The sequence below is a fragment of the Leifsonia sp. NPDC080035 genome (genome assembly GCF_040050925.1).
Classification (GTDB): domain Bacteria; phylum Actinomycetota; class Actinomycetes; order Actinomycetales; family Microbacteriaceae; genus Leifsonia.
This window is the reverse complement of sequence record NZ_CP157390.1, coordinates 3,250,679-3,267,023: the sequence shown is the minus strand read 5'-3', so window position 1 is coordinate 3,267,023 and position 16,345 is coordinate 3,250,679. Positions and strand designations below refer to the sequence as shown.

General features: G+C 70.2%; 18 protein-coding genes and 1 pseudogene. 1 reads left to right on the top strand and 18 read right to left on the bottom strand.

All coding sequences use genetic code 11. The features are described from left to right. Window positions 1-23: 23 nt before the first annotated feature. From AAME72_RS15850 to AAME72_RS15810, 9 genes are all read right to left on the bottom strand, one after another. Window positions 24-323 carry a hypothetical protein gene (locus AAME72_RS15850; RefSeq protein ID WP_348787511.1) on the bottom strand — a complete coding sequence of 100 codons (300 nt, stop codon included), beginning with the start codon at window positions 321-323 and terminating at the stop codon, window positions 24-26. Between the two features lie 93 nt (window positions 324-416). Next, window positions 417-1,133: a lytic transglycosylase domain-containing protein gene (locus tag AAME72_RS15845; protein ID WP_348787510.1), complete on the bottom strand. Its 717-nt coding sequence runs from the start codon at window positions 1,131-1,133 to the stop codon at window positions 417-419. A 94-nt stretch (window positions 1,134-1,227) separates the two neighbouring features. Continuing rightward, window positions 1,228-1,776 (bottom strand): DivIVA domain-containing protein, encoded by a 549-nt coding sequence (locus tag AAME72_RS15840; protein ID WP_348787509.1) that lies wholly within the window; start codon window positions 1,774-1,776, stop codon window positions 1,228-1,230. 12 nt (window positions 1,777-1,788) lie between these two features. Beyond that, complete coding sequence (locus AAME72_RS15835) at window positions 1,789-2,733, bottom strand: phosphatidate cytidylyltransferase (RefSeq protein WP_348787508.1); 945 nt, start codon at window positions 2,731-2,733, stop codon at window positions 1,789-1,791. Window positions 2,734-2,787: 54 nt separating this feature from the next. Continuing rightward, window positions 2,788-3,342: a ribosome recycling factor gene (gene frr, locus AAME72_RS15830; protein WP_348787507.1), complete on the bottom strand. Its 555-nt coding sequence runs from the start codon at window positions 3,340-3,342 to the stop codon at window positions 2,788-2,790. A 74-nt stretch (window positions 3,343-3,416) separates the two neighbouring features. After that, window positions 3,417-4,145, bottom strand: a complete 729-nt coding sequence (pyrH, locus tag AAME72_RS15825) for a UMP kinase (RefSeq protein WP_348787506.1) — start codon at window positions 4,143-4,145, stop codon at window positions 3,417-3,419. A gap of 114 nt (window positions 4,146-4,259) precedes the next feature. Further along, a complete protein-coding gene (tsf, locus tag AAME72_RS15820; RefSeq protein ID WP_348787505.1) occupies window positions 4,260-5,090 on the bottom strand; it encodes a translation elongation factor Ts in 831 nt (276 codons plus the stop codon). A 39-nt stretch (window positions 5,091-5,129) separates the two neighbouring features. Further along, entirely contained in the window at window positions 5,130-6,035 is a 906-nt protein-coding gene (gene rpsB, locus AAME72_RS15815) for a 30S ribosomal protein S2 (RefSeq protein WP_348787504.1), read from the bottom strand. A gap of 251 nt (window positions 6,036-6,286) precedes the next feature. Further along, on the bottom strand, window positions 6,287-7,798 hold the full coding sequence (locus AAME72_RS15810; RefSeq protein WP_348787503.1) for a sugar porter family MFS transporter: 1,512 nt from the start codon (window positions 7,796-7,798) through the stop codon (window positions 6,287-6,289). Window positions 7,799-8,100: 302 nt separating this feature from the next. On the opposite strand from AAME72_RS15810, the pseudogene AAME72_RS15805 reads away from it, so the two are divergent. After that, a pseudogene (locus AAME72_RS15805) lies at window positions 8,101-8,523 on the top strand (M23 family metallopeptidase); the annotation flags it as partial. Between the two features lie 117 nt (window positions 8,524-8,640). Here AAME72_RS15805 and AAME72_RS15800 read toward each other — a convergent pair. The 9 genes from AAME72_RS15800 to AAME72_RS15760 form a co-directional block, all read right to left on the bottom strand. Beyond that, the gene (locus AAME72_RS15800) at window positions 8,641-9,624 is read right to left on the bottom strand and encodes a tyrosine recombinase XerC (protein WP_348787502.1); all 984 of its coding nucleotides are present in this window, start codon (window positions 9,622-9,624) and stop codon (window positions 8,641-8,643) included. 163 nt (window positions 9,625-9,787) lie between these two features. Beyond that, a complete protein-coding gene (dprA, locus tag AAME72_RS15795) occupies window positions 9,788-11,029 on the bottom strand; it encodes a DNA-processing protein DprA (RefSeq protein WP_348787501.1) in 1,242 nt (413 codons plus the stop codon). Window positions 11,030-11,389: 360 nt separating this feature from the next. Next, window positions 11,390-12,934: a YifB family Mg chelatase-like AAA ATPase gene (locus AAME72_RS15790; RefSeq protein WP_348787500.1), complete on the bottom strand. Its 1,545-nt coding sequence runs from the start codon at window positions 12,932-12,934 to the stop codon at window positions 11,390-11,392. Then, a complete protein-coding gene (locus AAME72_RS15785) occupies window positions 12,934-13,290 on the bottom strand; it encodes a YraN family protein (protein WP_348787499.1) in 357 nt (118 codons plus the stop codon). Before AAME72_RS15785 ends, AAME72_RS15790 begins: the two co-directional genes overlap by 1 nt. A 106-nt stretch (window positions 13,291-13,396) precedes the next feature. After that, on the bottom strand, window positions 13,397-13,720 hold the full coding sequence (locus AAME72_RS15780) for a DUF2469 family protein (RefSeq protein WP_018190696.1): 324 nt from the start codon (window positions 13,718-13,720) through the stop codon (window positions 13,397-13,399). Between the two features lie 29 nt (window positions 13,721-13,749). Next, window positions 13,750-14,415, bottom strand: coding sequence for a ribonuclease HII (locus AAME72_RS15775; RefSeq protein ID WP_348787498.1), 666 nt, complete (start codon window positions 14,413-14,415; stop codon window positions 13,750-13,752). After that, window positions 14,412-15,155 (bottom strand): signal peptidase I, encoded by a 744-nt coding sequence (lepB, locus tag AAME72_RS15770; RefSeq protein ID WP_348787497.1) that lies wholly within the window; start codon window positions 15,153-15,155, stop codon window positions 14,412-14,414. The genes AAME72_RS15775 and lepB overlap by 4 nt, the downstream gene beginning before the upstream one ends. A gap of 80 nt (window positions 15,156-15,235) precedes the next feature. Beyond that, on the bottom strand, window positions 15,236-15,583 hold the full coding sequence (gene rplS, locus AAME72_RS15765; RefSeq protein ID WP_348787496.1) for a 50S ribosomal protein L19: 348 nt from the start codon (window positions 15,581-15,583) through the stop codon (window positions 15,236-15,238). 184 nt (window positions 15,584-15,767) lie between these two features. After that, entirely contained in the window at window positions 15,768-16,271 is a 504-nt protein-coding gene (locus tag AAME72_RS15760; RefSeq protein WP_348787495.1) for a hypothetical protein, read from the bottom strand. Between the last annotated feature and the right edge of the window lie 74 nt (window positions 16,272-16,345).

Genomic DNA, 16,345 nt, shown 5'->3' with positions numbered 1-16,345 from the left:
CTCTCCTTCACGCGCGGTCCCGGTCACGAGATCCGCCAGCACGACTCGTGCCAATGCCGCCTGGCCGCCAGGTCCGCCGCGTCGCCGAGCACGCCGTCCGCCCGCCACGCGACGAGGTGGGACACTCCCGGCGCGATCTCCCGGCCGCAACCGGGACAGACGTAGCTCTTCTGCGCCTGCAGCGACGAGACGGGCTGCACATTCCATTCGATGCCACGGCGCACCTCGGTGCGCCGCCAACCGGACAGGAGCCGGTCGAGGCCGTTCTCCTCCTCGTCCCCGCGGCCACCCTGGCGAGAGCGGGGACGATTGCTGCGCGGCATGACTCCAGTCTACGAGGGGCCGACGGTGCGCTCACGGTACGACCGACCCCGCACGAGCATGGTCGACACGTACCGGGCAGGCACACTGGAGGATCAGTACCAGCCGGAGGACTCCGAGTGAGACCAGGCGCCGCACGGCGTGCCGTAGCGACCGGTGATGTAGCCGAGGCCCCAGTTGATCTGCGTGCTCGCGCTGTTCTGCCAGTCCGGGCCGGCCGACGCCATCTTGCTGCCGGGGAGCGCCTGCGGGATGCCGTAGGCGCCGCTGCCGGCGTTGTACGCGTACACGTTCCAGCCGGACTCGCGGTTCCAGAGCGAGACCAGGCAGTTGTACTGGTCGTCGCCCATCCCGCGCTCCTGGAGCATCTGGTAGGCGATGGCCTGAGCCGAGCCCGGGTCCGGCGTACCGGCCGCGGGGGCGCCGCTGTCGGCGCTGTCGGAGGACGCGCTGCCGGAGGAGCTGTCCGACGACTCCGTGGGCGTCGGGGTGGGGGTCGGCGTCGGCTTGGGCTTCGGCTTCTCCTTGACGCTCACCGCTTCGCGCGTGACCGTCGCGGCCGACCCGTCGGGAGCCGTGAGGCTCTGCACCGGCGCGGTGCCATAGCGGGAGGTGGTCTGGATGTCCTGCATCGTGTCTGCGTACGCCGGCGTCGCCGCGGACCCGGAGTACGGGTCGACCACGTTCACCAGCGCGAAGCCCACGGCTGCGGTGAATGCGAAGCCCCAAACGGCGGCGCGCGAACGGATGTGCGGACGCCGGGGCCGCTTGAACGCGACTCCGACCGGGTTGGCCGGGGCCAGCGGAATCATCTCTGCTGTTGCTCGTCTACCCACGATCACAGAACCATAACGAACATTTCGCGGGTTTCCAAGAATCCGCGCCCGCACTCAGGGAACCGCCAGGTCATCGGACCGCGAGCATCACGTCCGTCACACTGTCCAGCAGCAGGTCGACCTGCGCCTCCCGGTAGCCTCCGCGCTGCTCGCGGAAGGTGACCGTGCGCACCTCCTCGACGCTCATCGGACGGCCGTCCTGGAAGTAGCGCACGAGACGTCCGGCGAACCGGTCGACGTCCTGGCGGTTGTAACCGAGGGTGAGCAGGCTGACGCGCTGGAACCGCTGGCCCGCGGGCCGCTCGAGCCGGTCGAGGATCGCCTGCGCCGTCGTGCGCGCCTCCTCGTACCAGGCGGCGTCCCCCTTCGCCTGGCGCGCCGCCTCGCTCTCACGGGCGGCGAAGGCGTCCTCGAGGCGCTCCAGCGCGGCGTCGACGTGCTGCGTGGAGTAGCCGCCCTTCGCCATCGAGAAGGCGGTGCGCCGGATGTCCGCCGCCGTGATCGTCGTCGCGGACGCGCCGTCGTCGTCGTAGGCCGTACGCGCTGACTTCAGGAACTCGTCCACCTCGTCGACGTCGTAACCGAGCGTGGACTTGGGGCTCCGCGGGAAGGTGCTCACAACGCCATTGTGTCAGGAGAAGATGAGGAACAGCACGTAGGTGGCCGCCGCCGAGGGGAGGATGGAGTCGAGCCGGTCGAGGAAGCCACCATGGCCGGGCAGCCACGAGCTCATGTCCTTGATGCCGAGATCCCGCTTGATGAGCGACTCCGCCAGGTCGCCCGCGGTGGCCGTCAGCAGGGTGACGACACCGAACACGATCCCGAACCACCACGGCATCCCGATCATGAACACGGAGATCAGCACACCCGCGACGATCGCGGCCACCGCGGCGCCGCCGAAGCCCTCCCAGGTCTTCTTGGGGCTGATGGTGGGCGCCATCGGATGCTTGCCCCAGGACAGGCCGCTGGCGTACGCGCCGGTGTCGACGGCGATGACGACGATGACGAAGCCGAGCACCCACCACTCCCCGCCGTCCTCCGCCAGCAGCAGGATCGCGAAGCTGGCGAGCAGCGAGACGTACATCTGCACGAGGACGCCCCACGTGAGGTCCCTGCCGAGCGCGGACGGGCCGCGTCTGCGGGCAGGCTGCGCGAGCTCCTCGACGAGGCGCCAGACCACGACGAGCACGACGCCCGCCGACAGCGAGATCAGCTGCCCGCCGGCGTGGAAGAAGAACGTCGCCGGCACGACGGCGACGGCCGCGACGACCGTCGGGATGCGCGGCACGCGTCGTGCTGCGGCCCGGAAGGCCTGGGTGAGCTCGAACGCCGCGAAGCCGGCCAGCCCCGCCCCCAGAAGCAGGAAGAGCTCCTTGACGAAGATCAGGCTGAGCACGACGAGCACGCCGACGCCGACGCCGATCAGGATCGCCAGGATGAGGTTGCGCCCGGTCCGGGCCTCGATCTTCTCGTTCGTCGCATCGAGCTGCGCTTTGCGGGCGAGCACCTGGCGCTCGAAGTCCGCTCTCGTCGCCTGCACCTGCGCGCGGATCTCCGCGCGCGAGTGGGATCCCACCCGTTTCCCCGATGCCGGCGTGCGAGGGCCGCCCCCGCTGCTCCCCTCGCTCATCTAGACCTCGAGGAGTTCGGCTTCCTTGCGCTTGAGAGCCTCGTCGATGGCGTCGACGTGCGTGCGCGTGAGCGACTCGAGCTCCTTCTCGGCGCGCGCCACCTCGTCGTCCCCGACCTCCCCCTTCAGCGCGTCCAGGTCGTCCTTGGCCTTGCGGCGGATGTTGCGGATGGCGACCTTCGCGTCCTCGCCCTTGCCGCGGACGATCTTGACGAACTCCTTGCGGCGGTCCTCGGTGAGCTCTGGCAGCGTGACGCGCACGATCTCCCCGTCGTTGCCGACGTTCGCCGAGAGGCTCGGCATGTTGACGATCGCCTTCTCGATCTCCTTGAGCGCCGACTTGTCGTACGGCGTGACGAGCAGGACGCGCGCCTCCGGGTTCTGCAGGCCGGCCAGCTGGGCCAGCGGCGTCGGCGAGCCGTAGTAGTCGACGAGCACCTTCTGGAAGAGTGCGGGATTGGCGCGGCCCGCGCTCACGGTGCCGAAGTCGTCCCTCGCCGCGTCGACGGTCTTGGTCATACGCGCTCGAGCGTCGGAAATCACATCCGCGATCACGGTTTCTCCTTCAGATCGGTGAATCGTTGTCTAGTCTAGAGCCCCGCGCCGCCCGGGCCGGTGCACGCGGCGGCTCAGCCGAGCAGGGTGCCGATCTCGGCGCCGAGCAGCGCCGCGGTCACGTTGCCCGCCGGCTCGATGCCGAAGATGCGCATCGGCATGCCGTTGTCCATGCACAGGCTGAGCGCCGTGGAGTCGACCGCCTTGAGGTTCTGCTTGAGCGCGTCCTGGTGGCTGATGTGGTCGATCTTGCGGGCGTCGGGGTTGGTGCGCGGGTCGTCGTCGTACATCCCGTCGACGCCGTTCTTGGCGACCAGCACGACGTCCGCGCTGATCTCCAGCGCGCGCTGCGCCGCGACCGTGTCCGTCGAGAAGTACGGGAGTCCCGCGCCGGCGCCGAAGATGACGACGCGGCCCTTCTCCAGGTGCCGCTCCGCACGGCGCGGGATGTACGGCTCAGCGACCTGGGTCATGGCGATGGCGGACTGCACGCGCGTCTCCGCGCCCGCCTGCTCCAGGAAGTCCTGCAGCGCGAGCGAGTTCATGACGGTGCCGAGCATCCCCATGTAGTCCGCCCGGCCGCGGTCCATGCCGCGCTGCGAGAGCTCGGCCCCGCGGAAGAAGTTGCCACCGCCGACGACGATCGCGATCTCGACGTCCTCCGCCGCCTGGGCGATCTCACGGGCGATGCTGCTGACGACGTCGGGATTCACCCCGAGTTGGCCGGCCCCGAACGCCTCGCCGGAGAGTTTCAGAAGGACCCTGCGGCGGGGGTTTGATGAACGCTGCTTGACTGCCGACATGCGTGTGTGAGTCCTTCCCTCATCGTTTCGTCAAACCTAATGCGTGCCTTGCTGGCACGCACAGAAAAGGAGTCCGGATCGAGTGGACTCGATCCGGACTCCTTCATGCCTTGATCAGGCGCCGACCTTGAACCGGGCGAAGCCGGACACGGTGAGGCCCGCGTCCTTGACCACCTGGCTGATCGTCTGCTTGTTGTCGCGGGCGTACTCCTGCTCGAGCAGGGCGACCTGCTTGAAGTAGGCGCCGAGGCGACCCTCGATGATCTTCGGGAGCGCGGCCTCCGGCTTGCCCTCGTTGCGCGAGATCTCCTCGACGATGCGACGCTCGTTCTCGACCTCGTCGGCCGGGACGTCCTCACGGGTGAGGTAGGTCGGGTTCGCGAAGGAGATGTGCTGCGCGATGCTGCGGGCGGTCTCCGCGTCGTCGCCGGCGTAGCCCACGACGACACCGACCTGCGGGGGCAGGTCCTTGGAGGTCTTGTGCAGGTAGATCGCGAAGTGCTCGCCGTTCACGACGGCGATGCGACGCAGCTCGACCTTCTCGCCGAGGATCGCGGCCTCGTCACCGATGAGCTCGGCGACGGTCTGCGATCCGGCGGGGGCGGCCAGCGCCTCCTCGACCGTGCTCGCACCGGCGGCAGCGGTCGCGTCGAGCACCTTGTCGGCGAGGGCGATGAACTTCTCGCCCTTGGCCACGAAGTCGGTCTCGCACGCGAGCTCGATCATGGTGGCGGTGCCGTTGCCGTTCTCCTTGGCGGCGACGAGGCCCTCGCTGGTGGAGCGGTCGGCGCGCTTCGCGTTGCCCTTCGCACCCTTCAGGCGCAGGATCTCGGTGGCCTTCTCGATGTCGCCACCGGCCTCCTCGAGCGCCTTCTTGGTGTCGACCATGCCCGTGCCGAGCTGCTCGCGCAGGGCCTTGATGTCAGCGATGCTGATGTTTGCCATGTTCGTAACTGGAACCTTTTGTCTCGAAGATGAGTGTGGTTACTTGGCCTCGGCGTCGGACTCGCCCTCGGCGGCGTCCGCGTCGGACTCGCCCTCGGCGACGACCTCGGCGGAGTCCGCCTTGGCCTCGGCGAGGTCGGCGTCGGCCGCCTTCTCGGTCTCGGCGCTGGACTGGACCTCTTCGGTCGGCTGCGCGAGCAGCTCCTGCTCCCACTCGGCGAGCGGCTCGGCCTGCTCGGAACCCTCCTCGGGCTTCTGGTGGCGCTGGATGAGCCCGTCGGCCGCGGCGTCGGCGACGATGCGGGTCAGCAGCGAGACGGAGCGGATCGCGTCGTCGTTGCCCGGGATCGGGTACTGCACCTCGTCGGGGTCGCAGTTGGTGTCGAGGATGGCGATCACGGGGATGCCGAGCTTCTTCGCCTCGTCGATCGCGAGGTGCTCCTTCTTGGTGTCGACCACCCAGATGGCGCTCGGGGTCTTCGACAGGTTGCGGATGCCGCCGAGCGACTTGTGCAGCTTGTCGAGCTCGCGCTTCTTGATCAGCAGCTCCTTCTTGGTGAAGCCGCTGGTGGTGCCCTCGAAGTCGAGCTCCTCGAGCTCCTTCATGCGGGCGAGGCGCTTGGAGACGGTCTGGAAGTTGGTCAGCAGACCACCGAGCCAGCGCTGGTTGACGTAGGGCTGGCCGACGCGGGTCGCCTGCTCGGCGATCGCCTGCTGGGCCTGCTTCTTCGTGCCGACGAAGAGGATGGTGCCGCCGTGGGCGACCGTCTCGCGGACGAACTCGTACGTCTTGTCGATGTAGGCGAGCGACTGCTGCAGGTCGATGATGTAGCTGCCCGAGCGCTCGGTGAGGATGAAGCGCTTCATCTTCGGGTTCCAGCGGCGGGTCTGGTGTCCGAAGTGGACGCCGCTGTCGAGCAGCTGGCGCATGGTGACGACGGCCATTGCCGTTTCTCCTTCTGTTGCGCATCCCGGCGCTGCCGCTCGGGATGCTGTTCACGGTTGTCGGGACGGCCGGTCGGCCGCCACTCCTGGTGCCCCGCGCTCCCCCGCTCGCGCGAGCCCGCACGGAGGACCGTGAAGGATCGTGGGAGACCGGTGGAGGAGCGCCCCGCCCTCGTGGGAGGGCGTCCGGGCACGCGTAGTCACTCCGACGAGCGGAGTGCGAAGACGATCTTATCAGGCGGACCGGCCCATCAGGTACCGGGGGTCGCCGAGTCGCCGGTGGAACGCACCTGCACGCCGCGGCTGCGGCCCGCGTTGGCGAACAGCGTCTCGGCGTGCTCGAGCGCCATCCCGTTGGTCTCGGGGACCTTGAAGAAGACGAAGAAGAACGACAGCGCGGCGAACACGGCGTACATCCCGTACGTGAACGGAAGAGAGAAGTCGCTCATGGGCGGGAACGACACCGTCACGAGGAAGTTGGCGATCCACTGTGCGGACGCGGCGACACCGAGAGCGGCTGCGCGGATCTTGGTCGGGAAGATCTCGCCGAGCAGCACCCAGACCAGCGGGCCCCAGGACGCGCCGAAGCAGACGACGAAGACGTTGGCCGCGATGAGCGCGATCGGGCCCCACGGGTTCGGGAGGGAGACGGCGCCGTCGTGCTTCGTGGCGAATGCGAACGCGAGTGCCATCGCTCCGAGCGAGATCGCCATGCCGACGGATCCGGTCAGCAGGATGGGACGCCGGCCGACCCGGTCCACGAGCAGGATGGCGACGATCGTCACGACCACGTTGGTCACCGAGGTGATCACGGTGATGAGCAGCGAGTTGCTCTCGGTGAAGCCGACGGCTCTCCACAGCGTCGTCGAGTAGTAGAAGATCACGTTGATGCCGACGAACTGCTGGAAGATGGAGAGGATGATGCCGATCCAGACGATCGGCTTGAGTCCGAAGCGGTTGCCGCGCAGTGTGGCCTTCGCGCCCTCCTTGTCCTCCTCGATGGCGCGCTCGATGTCGCGCACCTGGCGGTCGACGTCTTCCTCCGGGACGAGGGTCGAGAAGATGGCGCGGGCCTCGTCGTGCCGTCCGTTGGCCAGCAGGTAGCGCGGCGACTCGGGCAGGGTGAGCGCGAGGATGCCGTAGATGACGGACGGGATGACGCCGACCAGGAACATCCAGCGCCAGGCCTCGAGGCCGAGCCACAGCTGGTTGGCCGCGGCACCGGCGGCGCCGGCGAGCAGCGCGTCGGAGAGCAGGGCGACGAAGATACCGATCGTGATGGCGAGCTGCTGCAGGGATGCCAGTCCGCCGCGACGCTGCTTCGGGGCGATCTCCGCGATGTAGGCGGGCGCCACGACCGAGGCGATGCCGATGCCGAGGCCGCCGATCACGCGCCAGAGGCCCAGGTCCCACACCGAGAACGCGAGTCCGGCCCCGATCGAGCTGACCAGGAACATGACCGCACCGAGCAGCATCACCTTCAGGCGGCCCCAGCGGTCGGCGAGACGGCCGGCGATGAATGCGCCGACGGCGCAGCCGAGCAGCGCGATCGCCACGATGAAGCCGGTCACGAACGCGTTCAGCGCGAAGTGGTGCTGGATCGAGTCGACGGCCCCGTTGATGACCGAGGAGTCGAACCCGAACAGGAAGCCGCCGACCGCCGCGGAGACCGCGAGCCCGACGACCTTGCGCCTCATCGCGGCCGTGGGCTGCGGGACGTGCTCGTCATCGGTGTCGGAAGTGTTGCTGCGTTGTTCAGACATGTCATCCCTTTTTCGATTGTGTGCTGCGGCCCCCGTCCCGACGGATCGCACCGGAATCGAGGCGCGCGGATCACGGTACGCCGGAGGGGTGCGTTTGTGGAGGGTGGCGTCGGGCCGGGCGCGCCGCAGAGCGCGGGCTCCTGCACGAGCGAGTGGACAACAGGAGTTGTCCCCATCTGGACGCGATCGCCCCACGCGGGCGTCGTGATGCGGGAGGGTCGGCTGACGACGAGGAGAGGAGGTCGCGCGTGGTGAGACCGGTCGTGCTGACTGTCGCCGCGGTTGCCGCCGCCGTCATCGCCATGTTCGGGGCGGTCGCAGGAGCGGCGGGATGGGCGTCCGCGGCGGTCGAGAGCTCCGTCTCGGCAGCGGCGGCGGCTCCGGCTCGCTCGTCGCCGAGGGCGGAGCCGGCCGCGCTCGCCGGGCCCGCGCCGCGCTGGCTCTGGCCCGTGACACCGGCGCGGCTGACCAGCGGCTACGTCGCGCCTGCGAACGCGTACGCGGCCGGCCACCGCGGGGTCGACCTGGCGGCCACACCCGGCGTCGAGGTCCGCGCCCCTGCTGCGGCGACCGTGCGCTTCGTGGGGGTGGTGGTCGACCGCCCGGTGCTGACGCTCGACCACGGTGGCGGCGTGCTCTCGAGCTACGAGCCCGTCGCCTCGACGCTGGCCGTCGGCGCCGTGGTCGCGGCCGGGGACGTCATCGGCGTGGTGGACGCGGGAGCGCACTGCAGCGGCACGTGCATCCACGTCGGCGTCCGCATCGACGGCGAGTACGTCTCCCCGCTGCTGTTCTTCGACCGGGTCAGGCCGTCGGTGCTGCTGCCGTTGCACCCGAGGGCGTCAGGCGCGGGGATGCGCGATCCGGTAGGTCTCCTTGAGCCGCTCGGCCGAGACGTGCGTGTAGATCTGCGTGGTGCCCAGGCTGGCGTGCCCGAGGATCTCCTGCACGGCGCGCAGGTCCGCTCCCCCGTCGAGCAGGTGGGTGGCCGCGGTGTGCCGCAGGGTGTGCGGGCCCGCGGGCCCCCCGCCGGGGATGTCGGCCAGCAGGCTCGCCACCAGCTGGTACACGGCGCGCGTCCCGAGCCGTCCGCCACGCGCACCGAGGAAGAGCGCCGGCCCGGACCGTTCGGCCGCGAGCAGAGGACGTGCACGAGCGAGGTAGCCGCGCAACGCGGCGAGCGCCGGGACGCCGAACGGCACGACGCGCTCTTTCGACCCCTTGCCGAGCACGCGCAGGGTCAGCCGTTCCAGGTCGACGTCGTCCACGTCGAGCCCGGTCAGCTCGCTCACGCGGATCCCCGCCGCGTACAGCAGCTCGATCACGGCGACGTCGCGAACCGCGCCCGGCTCACCGTCCGCTGCCCGCGCGGCGAGTGCCGTCAGGATGCCGTCCATCTGGGCGCGGGTGATGACCCGCGGCAGCGTCTTCTCCGCCTTCGGCGCGCGCAGCCGCGCGGCGGGGTCGGGGCCACGGTCGCCGCTCTCTGACGCGGGGGCCGCGTGGTCAGTGGTCGTGGCGGATGCCGGTGTGACGCCCTGCGATGCCGGATCGTCGATGGAGCGGGCCACCCAGGCGCTGAACCCGCGGGCGGCGGCGGAGCGCCGTGCGAGCGTTGCACGCGCGAGCCCCTGCTGCGACGCATCCCAGAGCCAGTCACGGTAGAGATCGAGGGTCAGCTCACTCGTCTCGCCGACACCGCGCGAGGCCACGAAACTCCGCAGGGCCGCGAGGTCGGACCGGTAGGCCCGCACGGTCTGCGGCGAGTACCCGCGCTCCACCTCGAGGTGGCGCGCATACCCGTCGATGGCCGCCTGCAGTTCCACTCCCCCAGCTTCGGCCAGCCGACGCCACGTCGCCGGGCGACGCTCCGGTTTCCTCCGATCGCGTTTGCTGTGCCACGCTGTTCCGTCCGCGTTTGTCCCACGCGCTTCCGATCGCGTTTCCTCTCCGCGCTGCGCCGATCGCGCGTGCAATGCGACCAGGCGGTCATTCCACCAGCCGGTGCCAGCCGTCGCCGGACTCCCGTACCCGCCCCAGCGCCTCCAGCCGCCCGAGTTCGGACTGGACGCTCGAGGCGTTCAGCCCTGTCGCGGCCATCAGCTCGCGGAGGGTGCGCCCCGACCGGATCCGGAGCGCGCCGAGCACGTCGTCCGAACGCAACACCTCTCCGTCGATATCGGCATCCGCCCCCTGCCCGATGGGCTCGCACAGCTCGGCCATCTCGTCTGGAGTCGTCACGCAGACCGCATCGTATTCGCGGATCAGCCGATGACACCCGGCGGACGCCGGAGACGTCACCGGTCCTGGCACGGCCCCGAGCGGTCTGCCCAGCTGCGCGGCGTGGCCGGCGGTGTTCAGGCTGCCCGATCGGCTCCCGGCCTCGATCACGACCGTCGCCTGGGCGGCCGCCGCGATCAGCCGGTTGCGCATCAGGAAGCGCCACCGCGTCGGCGCGGAACCGGGAGGCAGCTCGCTGACGACCAGTCCGGTCTCGATGACCCGGTGCAGCAGGGTCGCGTTGCCGGACGGGTAGAGGCGGTCGACGCCACCGGCGAGGAATGCGACGGTCACCTGTCCACTCGCGACCGCCGCACGGTGCGCCGCGGCATCGATGCCGTACGCGCCGCCGGAGACGACGGCGAACCCGCGATCGCTGAGCGCGGCGGCCGACTCCATCGCGACATGCGTTCCATACCCGGTGGCGGCGCGGGCACCGACCATGGCGATCGACCGATCGAGCGTCGTCAGGCGGCGGGTGTCGCCACGCACCCAGAGGAGGAGCGGGCACCCGCGCTGGAGGTCATCCAGCCCGCGCGGCCAGAGAGGATCACCCGGCGGGACGAGCGTCGCGTGCAGATGTGCAGCCCGCTCGAGCACGCGTTCGGGATTCGACTGCTCTCTGCGGCTCCGCCAGCGCGCCAGCGCCGCATCGAGCCGTTCCGCGGTCGGGAGTTCCGCGCCGGCCGAGCGTTCCCGCAGGAGGGCGAGCAGGCGGTCGCCGTCGCCGTCGTCCATCAGGAAGGTCGCGGCGAGCTCGACACCCAGGACCTCGACCAGCAGACCGGCGTCCATATCCCCCGGCTCGATGAGCGCGGACACCGCCACCGACGCGAGCAGTCCTCTGATCGCCCGCTCATCCCCGAGATCGGTGGACGGCGTGACCAGGGGCCGGAGCAGCCGCTCTGCGACGGAGAAGGTGCACCCGAGCAGGTGATCACTTTCCCGCATGGCACGTCCCTCCTGCCGCCGCGAGAGCCACGGGCAGGCCGCGACGGGATCGCCGTCGGGGCAGCATCGCAAGTGGGCAGTCCGCGCAGGCTCCGGTCGGCCCGTCCTCACGCGGTTCGCCACCGGAGGCGGCGTCGACCGGGGCGGCAGCAGCGGCGAGGTCGTCCCGGTCCGCGACGGCGAGGTCGCCGCGCCAAGCGCCGACCAGGCCGCCGCGCCAAGCGCCTACCTCGACGCCGCGCCAAGCGCCGACCAGGCCGACGCGCCAAGCGCCGACCTCGACGCCGCGCCAAGCGCCGACCAGGCGGTCGCGCGCCGCCCCGGAAGCACCGGCGTCCCGATCCCCGCCGACTCGCCGCGTCACAGTCCCATCCCCCGCCGCAGGAAGAGCGCACGACCGACGTGGTCGGCAGTCGGGGTCTGCGCGCCATCCAGGTCGGCGAGCGTCCAGGCGACGCGGAGGGTGCGGTCGTAGCCGCGCATGGTGATACCGCCGCGCTCGAGTGCCCTGTCCAGGGTGGCGAGGGACGCGGGTCCCAGCCGACGCGGTCCTGCGCGCAGCCAGGTGCCGTCCACATCCACGTTCCGCCGCCACGGCGTGGCGTTCAGACGCTCCGCGGCGGCCGCTCTCGCCACGAGCACGCGTTCACGCACGACCGCGCTCGACGGACCGGGAGGTCCGCCGTCCCTACCCGCCCGCAGTGCTCCGAGCCCGAGCCTGCGAACGGCGATCCGCACGTCGACGCGGTCCATCAACGGCCCCGACATGCGGGCCAGGTAGCGACGGCGGGCGATCGGCGAGCACGTGCACTCCTCGTCCGCCGAACCGTACCGGCCGCACGGGCACGGGTTGGAGGCGAGCACGAGCTGGAACCGCGCTGGGAACGTCGCTGCGCCGCTCGCGCGGTGGATGCTGATCGTGCCGGACTCCAGCGGCTGACGGAGCGCGTCCAGCACGCTCGGGGGGAACTCGGCCGCCTCGTCGAGGAACAGCACGCCGTTGGTCGCCCGCACGATCGCGCCGGGGACGATGCGGCCGCTGCCTCCGCCGACGAGTGCCGCCGCCGATGCCGTGTGGTGGGGCGCCTCGAAGGGCGGACGCCGCAGCAGGCCGCCGCTCACGCCGAGACCCGCGAGCGACCGGATCGACGTCGTCTCGAGGGCCTGCTCGGCGCTGAGGTCCGGCAACAGCGACGGCAGCCGGCGTGCGAGCATCGTCTTGCCCGCACCCGGCGGCCCGACCATCGCCAAGTGATGGCCGCCCGCCGCCGCGGCGACGAGGGCGTCCACGGCCTCCTCGTTTCCCGCGACGTCGGAGAGGTCGGGGTCGGCCGGTGTCTCGCCCGCCTCGTCCGCCTCCCCCACCACCGGCTCCACCTCCACCGGGTCGAGGGCGGCGCCGTGCGCAATCGCCGCCGCGCGCAGGCTGGGCAGGGCGAGGATCTCGATGTCGTCGACGAGCTCGGCCTCCCCGGCGTTGGCCGTCGGCACGAAGACCCGCCGGAACCCCGCACTGCGTGCGGCCAGCACCGCCGGCAGGACACCGGGCACCGGGCGCAGCCGACCGTCCAGACCAAGCTCGCCCAGGTGCACCGCCCGCGCCACCGACGCGGCCGGCACATCGCCGGAGGCGGCCAGGGCCGCGATCGCGATGGCGAGGTCGAAGGCCGAGCCCTGTTTCCGCAGCGACGCCGGCGACAGGTTGACCGTCAGCTTGCGCTGGGCGATCGGCAGCCCGGCGTTGACCGCCGCCGCGGTCACGCGCTTTCTCGACTCCCCGAGGGCCGCATCCGGCAGCCCGATCAGCACGAATGCCGGAAGGCCGGCCGCGATGTCGGCCTCCACCTCGACGACGTCGCCGCGGACGCCGGTGAGCGCGACGGCGAACGTCCTCGCGAGCGCCATCAGGCCACCCCGCGCAGGTGCTCGACGGTCGGCGCCGCGCTCCACGCGTCGAGCACGGCGACCGCGTCGATGCGCACCTCACCGGGCACGGGCCCGTTCGCGTGGCACCATTCCGCCGCCAGCCGACGCAGCCGCAGACGCTTCTCCCGTGTGATCGCCTCGAAGGGATGCCCGTACGCCAGCGAACTGCGCGTCTTCACCTCCGCGAACACCGTGGTGGATCCGGTGCGCAGGATCAGGTCAATCTCGCCTGCCGCACAGCGCCAGTTCTTCCCCAGCAGCACGAAACCCCGCGCCTCGAGCCACTTCGCGGCCACGATCTCGCCGCGCCTGCCCAGTTCGTCTTTGGATGCCATCGTTCCTCCCGCATCCAGCCTCAGCGAGGCGGACAAGCGGGAGACGGCGGCGGCCGAATCTGTGGAGAGGTCACCCGCGGAAGCGGGGTGTGGAGGAGGCTATGGCCTACTCGTCGAGCGCGAGCTCCTTCGGGAGCTCGAACTCCTTGCTCGAGAGCTCCTCGATGTTCACGTCCTTGAACGTGAGCACCCGGACCGACTTCACGAAACGGTCGGCGCGGTACACGTCCCACACCCACACGTCGTTCATCGTCAGCTCGAAGTAGAAGTCGTGCTCCGTGTCGCGACGCACGAACTCCACCTCGTTCGCGAGGTAGAAACGGCGCTCCGTCTCGATCACGTACTTGAACTGCGAGACGACGTCCCGGTATTCACGGTACAAAGCCAGCTCGACCTCGCGGTCGTAGTCGTCGAACTCGTCCTCATCCATCGTCCGTCAAGTCTAAGCCGGATACGACGCTATGTCGGCATGTCCAGCATCGCGGTCTCCTTCAGCCAGGTGAGGCGGTGCAGGGCACTCGGCCCGAGATCGGCGATCGCGGCGAAATGCTCCGGCGTCGAGTAGCCCTTGTTGGTCGTCCAGCCGTAGCCGGGGTAGTCGGCGTCGTGGCCGATCATCAGCCGGTCGCGGTGCACCTTGGCGATCACCGAGGCCGCAGCGACGGACGCGCAGTCCCTGTCCGCCTTGATGCGGGTGACGACGCGCGCCGGGCGCATCAGGGCCGGGTTGAGGTAGTCGTAGTTGCCGTCCAGGATGAGCGTGCTCTCGCGGACCTCTGCGCCCTGCTCCTCGAGCTGCGCCATCGCGCGGGCGCCGGCCAGGCCGAGGCAGCGCATGATCCCGAGCGAATCGACCTCCGCAGCGGAGGCGAGGCCGACGGCATGGAACAGCGACCAGCGCCGGCACGCGGGCTCCAGCGCCTCGCGCACGGGCTCCGGCAGCAGCTTGGAGTCGCGCAGTCCCGGCGGGATGCGCTTCACCGCGGTGTCGATCACGACCATCCCGACCGCGACCGGGCCGGCAAGCGCGCCGCGCCCGACCTCGTCGACGGCGACGATCGACGTCACGCCGTCGCGATAGAGCGCCTTCTCGAACCGCAGCGACGGCGCCACCGGGGTCATCATTCCTTGTTCTCCTCCACACCGCGGAAGACTTCAGGATAATCGCCCAACCAGGACCAGCGCTGAACCGGCCAGCTGATCACGAACGCCCGGCCGACGACATGGTCGAGCGGGACGAAACCGTGTCCGGGAAGACCCTGATTCCGCGACGAGTCCTGCGAGTTGTAGCGGTTGTCCCCCATCACCCAGATGCGTCCGGCCGGCACCGTGACCGCGAACGGGACCGTCGCCGCGTTCTTCTGGCCCGACTGGATGATCGTGTACGGCTCGTCGATCGCGACGCCGTTCACCGTGAGCCGCCCGGACGCGTCGCAGCACGACACCCGGTCACCGGGCAGGCCGATGAGCCGCTTGACGAGGTGGTCGTCGCTGTCCGACGCCGACAGTCCGACGAAGGTGAGCGCGGTGTCCACGGCAGCGGCCACCGGGTTCCGCTGCACGGGCGTCTTGGGCGGAAGCCAGCCGCCCGGGTCGCGGAACACGACGACGTCCCCCCGGCTGAGCGGGAAGACGGAGGGCTGCAGTTCGTTGACGATGATCTTGTCGTCCACCTGCAGGGTGTTCTCCATCGATCCGGACGGGATGTAGAAGGAGCGGACGACGAAGGTCTTGATCAGGAACGACACCAGGAGCGCGATCACGACGATGATCAGGAGGTCGCGGAGGAGCAGCGCCACACCGCGCCGCTTGCGCTCGGAATCCGCCACGCGGTCCGGCCGGGTGGGCAGCGTCTCGTCTGTCATTCAACCGCCTGAGCTTAAAAGCCTGAGCTCCCGGTTCAAGTGTAGGACCGGGAGCTCAGGGACGATGTGCGGGACGCGCGTCAGTTCTCGCGCTTCTCCTTGATCTTCGCCTTCTTGCCGCGCAGCTCGCGCAGGTAGTAGAGCTTGGCGCGACGGACGTCACCGCGGGTGACGACCTCGATCTTGTCGATGACCGGGGAGTGCACGGGGAAGGTGCGCTCGACGCCGACCTGGAAGCTGATCTTGCGGACCGTGAAGGTCTCGCGGACGCCTTCGCCCGAGCGGCCGATCACGACGCCCTGGAAGACCTGGACACGAGAGCGCGTGCCCTCGATGATGTTGACGTGCACCTTGACGGTGTCGCCGGCGCGGAAGGCCGGGATGTCCTGCTTGAGGGACGCGGCGTCCACCTGGTCGAGGATGTGCATTCTTGTTCGCTCTCTGTACCCGCCGACAGGTCGGGGACGGATTCGGGGCCGGGCGCCGTGACGCACGGCCGGGATTCGGTATGAGGTGTGTCCGCGAGAGATGCTGGCTCCCCTGTGGCAGAGCCTGGCCGCGGCACAAGCGTTAATTCTGCCATGCCGGGCGGGTGTTTGCCAAAGCGTGCCGCTACTTCTCGCGCCGCTCCTCGATGATGATGACCTCGGCGTCGTCCGCCGGTGTGCGCGCAGGGTTCTCCTGTTGCGGCACCTGCTGCGGGCGGGCAGCCCGCTCGTAGGCGGCGAACGTCTGCTCCACGCGGCCGCGCAGCTCCCGCATCAGCTCCCAGAGCCCCAGCCAGAACGTGCCGAGGAAGAACAGGACACCGAGCACGGCGAGCCAGCCGGTGACACCGGGCGGGAAGAAGCCGAAGGCGATGATGGACGCGCTCCAGCCGGCGAGCATCCCTGCGTCGTACCAGGACACGGCGCGTGCCTCGCGGACGCTGCGCCGGGAGAAGAGGATGCCGCCGACCACCAACAGGGCGACGAACAGGATCGGGCACAGCACGAGCAGGCCGAGGAACGACCATCCGCTGCCCTCGTGGAACGCGGCCCAGCCGACCAGCAGCCACACCGGGAGCACCACGGCGGACGGGAACAGCCACCAGTAGAACGCCTTCCGGATGATCACGCGACCAGCGTAGCCGCGCGCGGCTGGGGAGCGGCTGCGGGTTCGCCGAGGGCCGAACCGCACCGGCAGGCGCG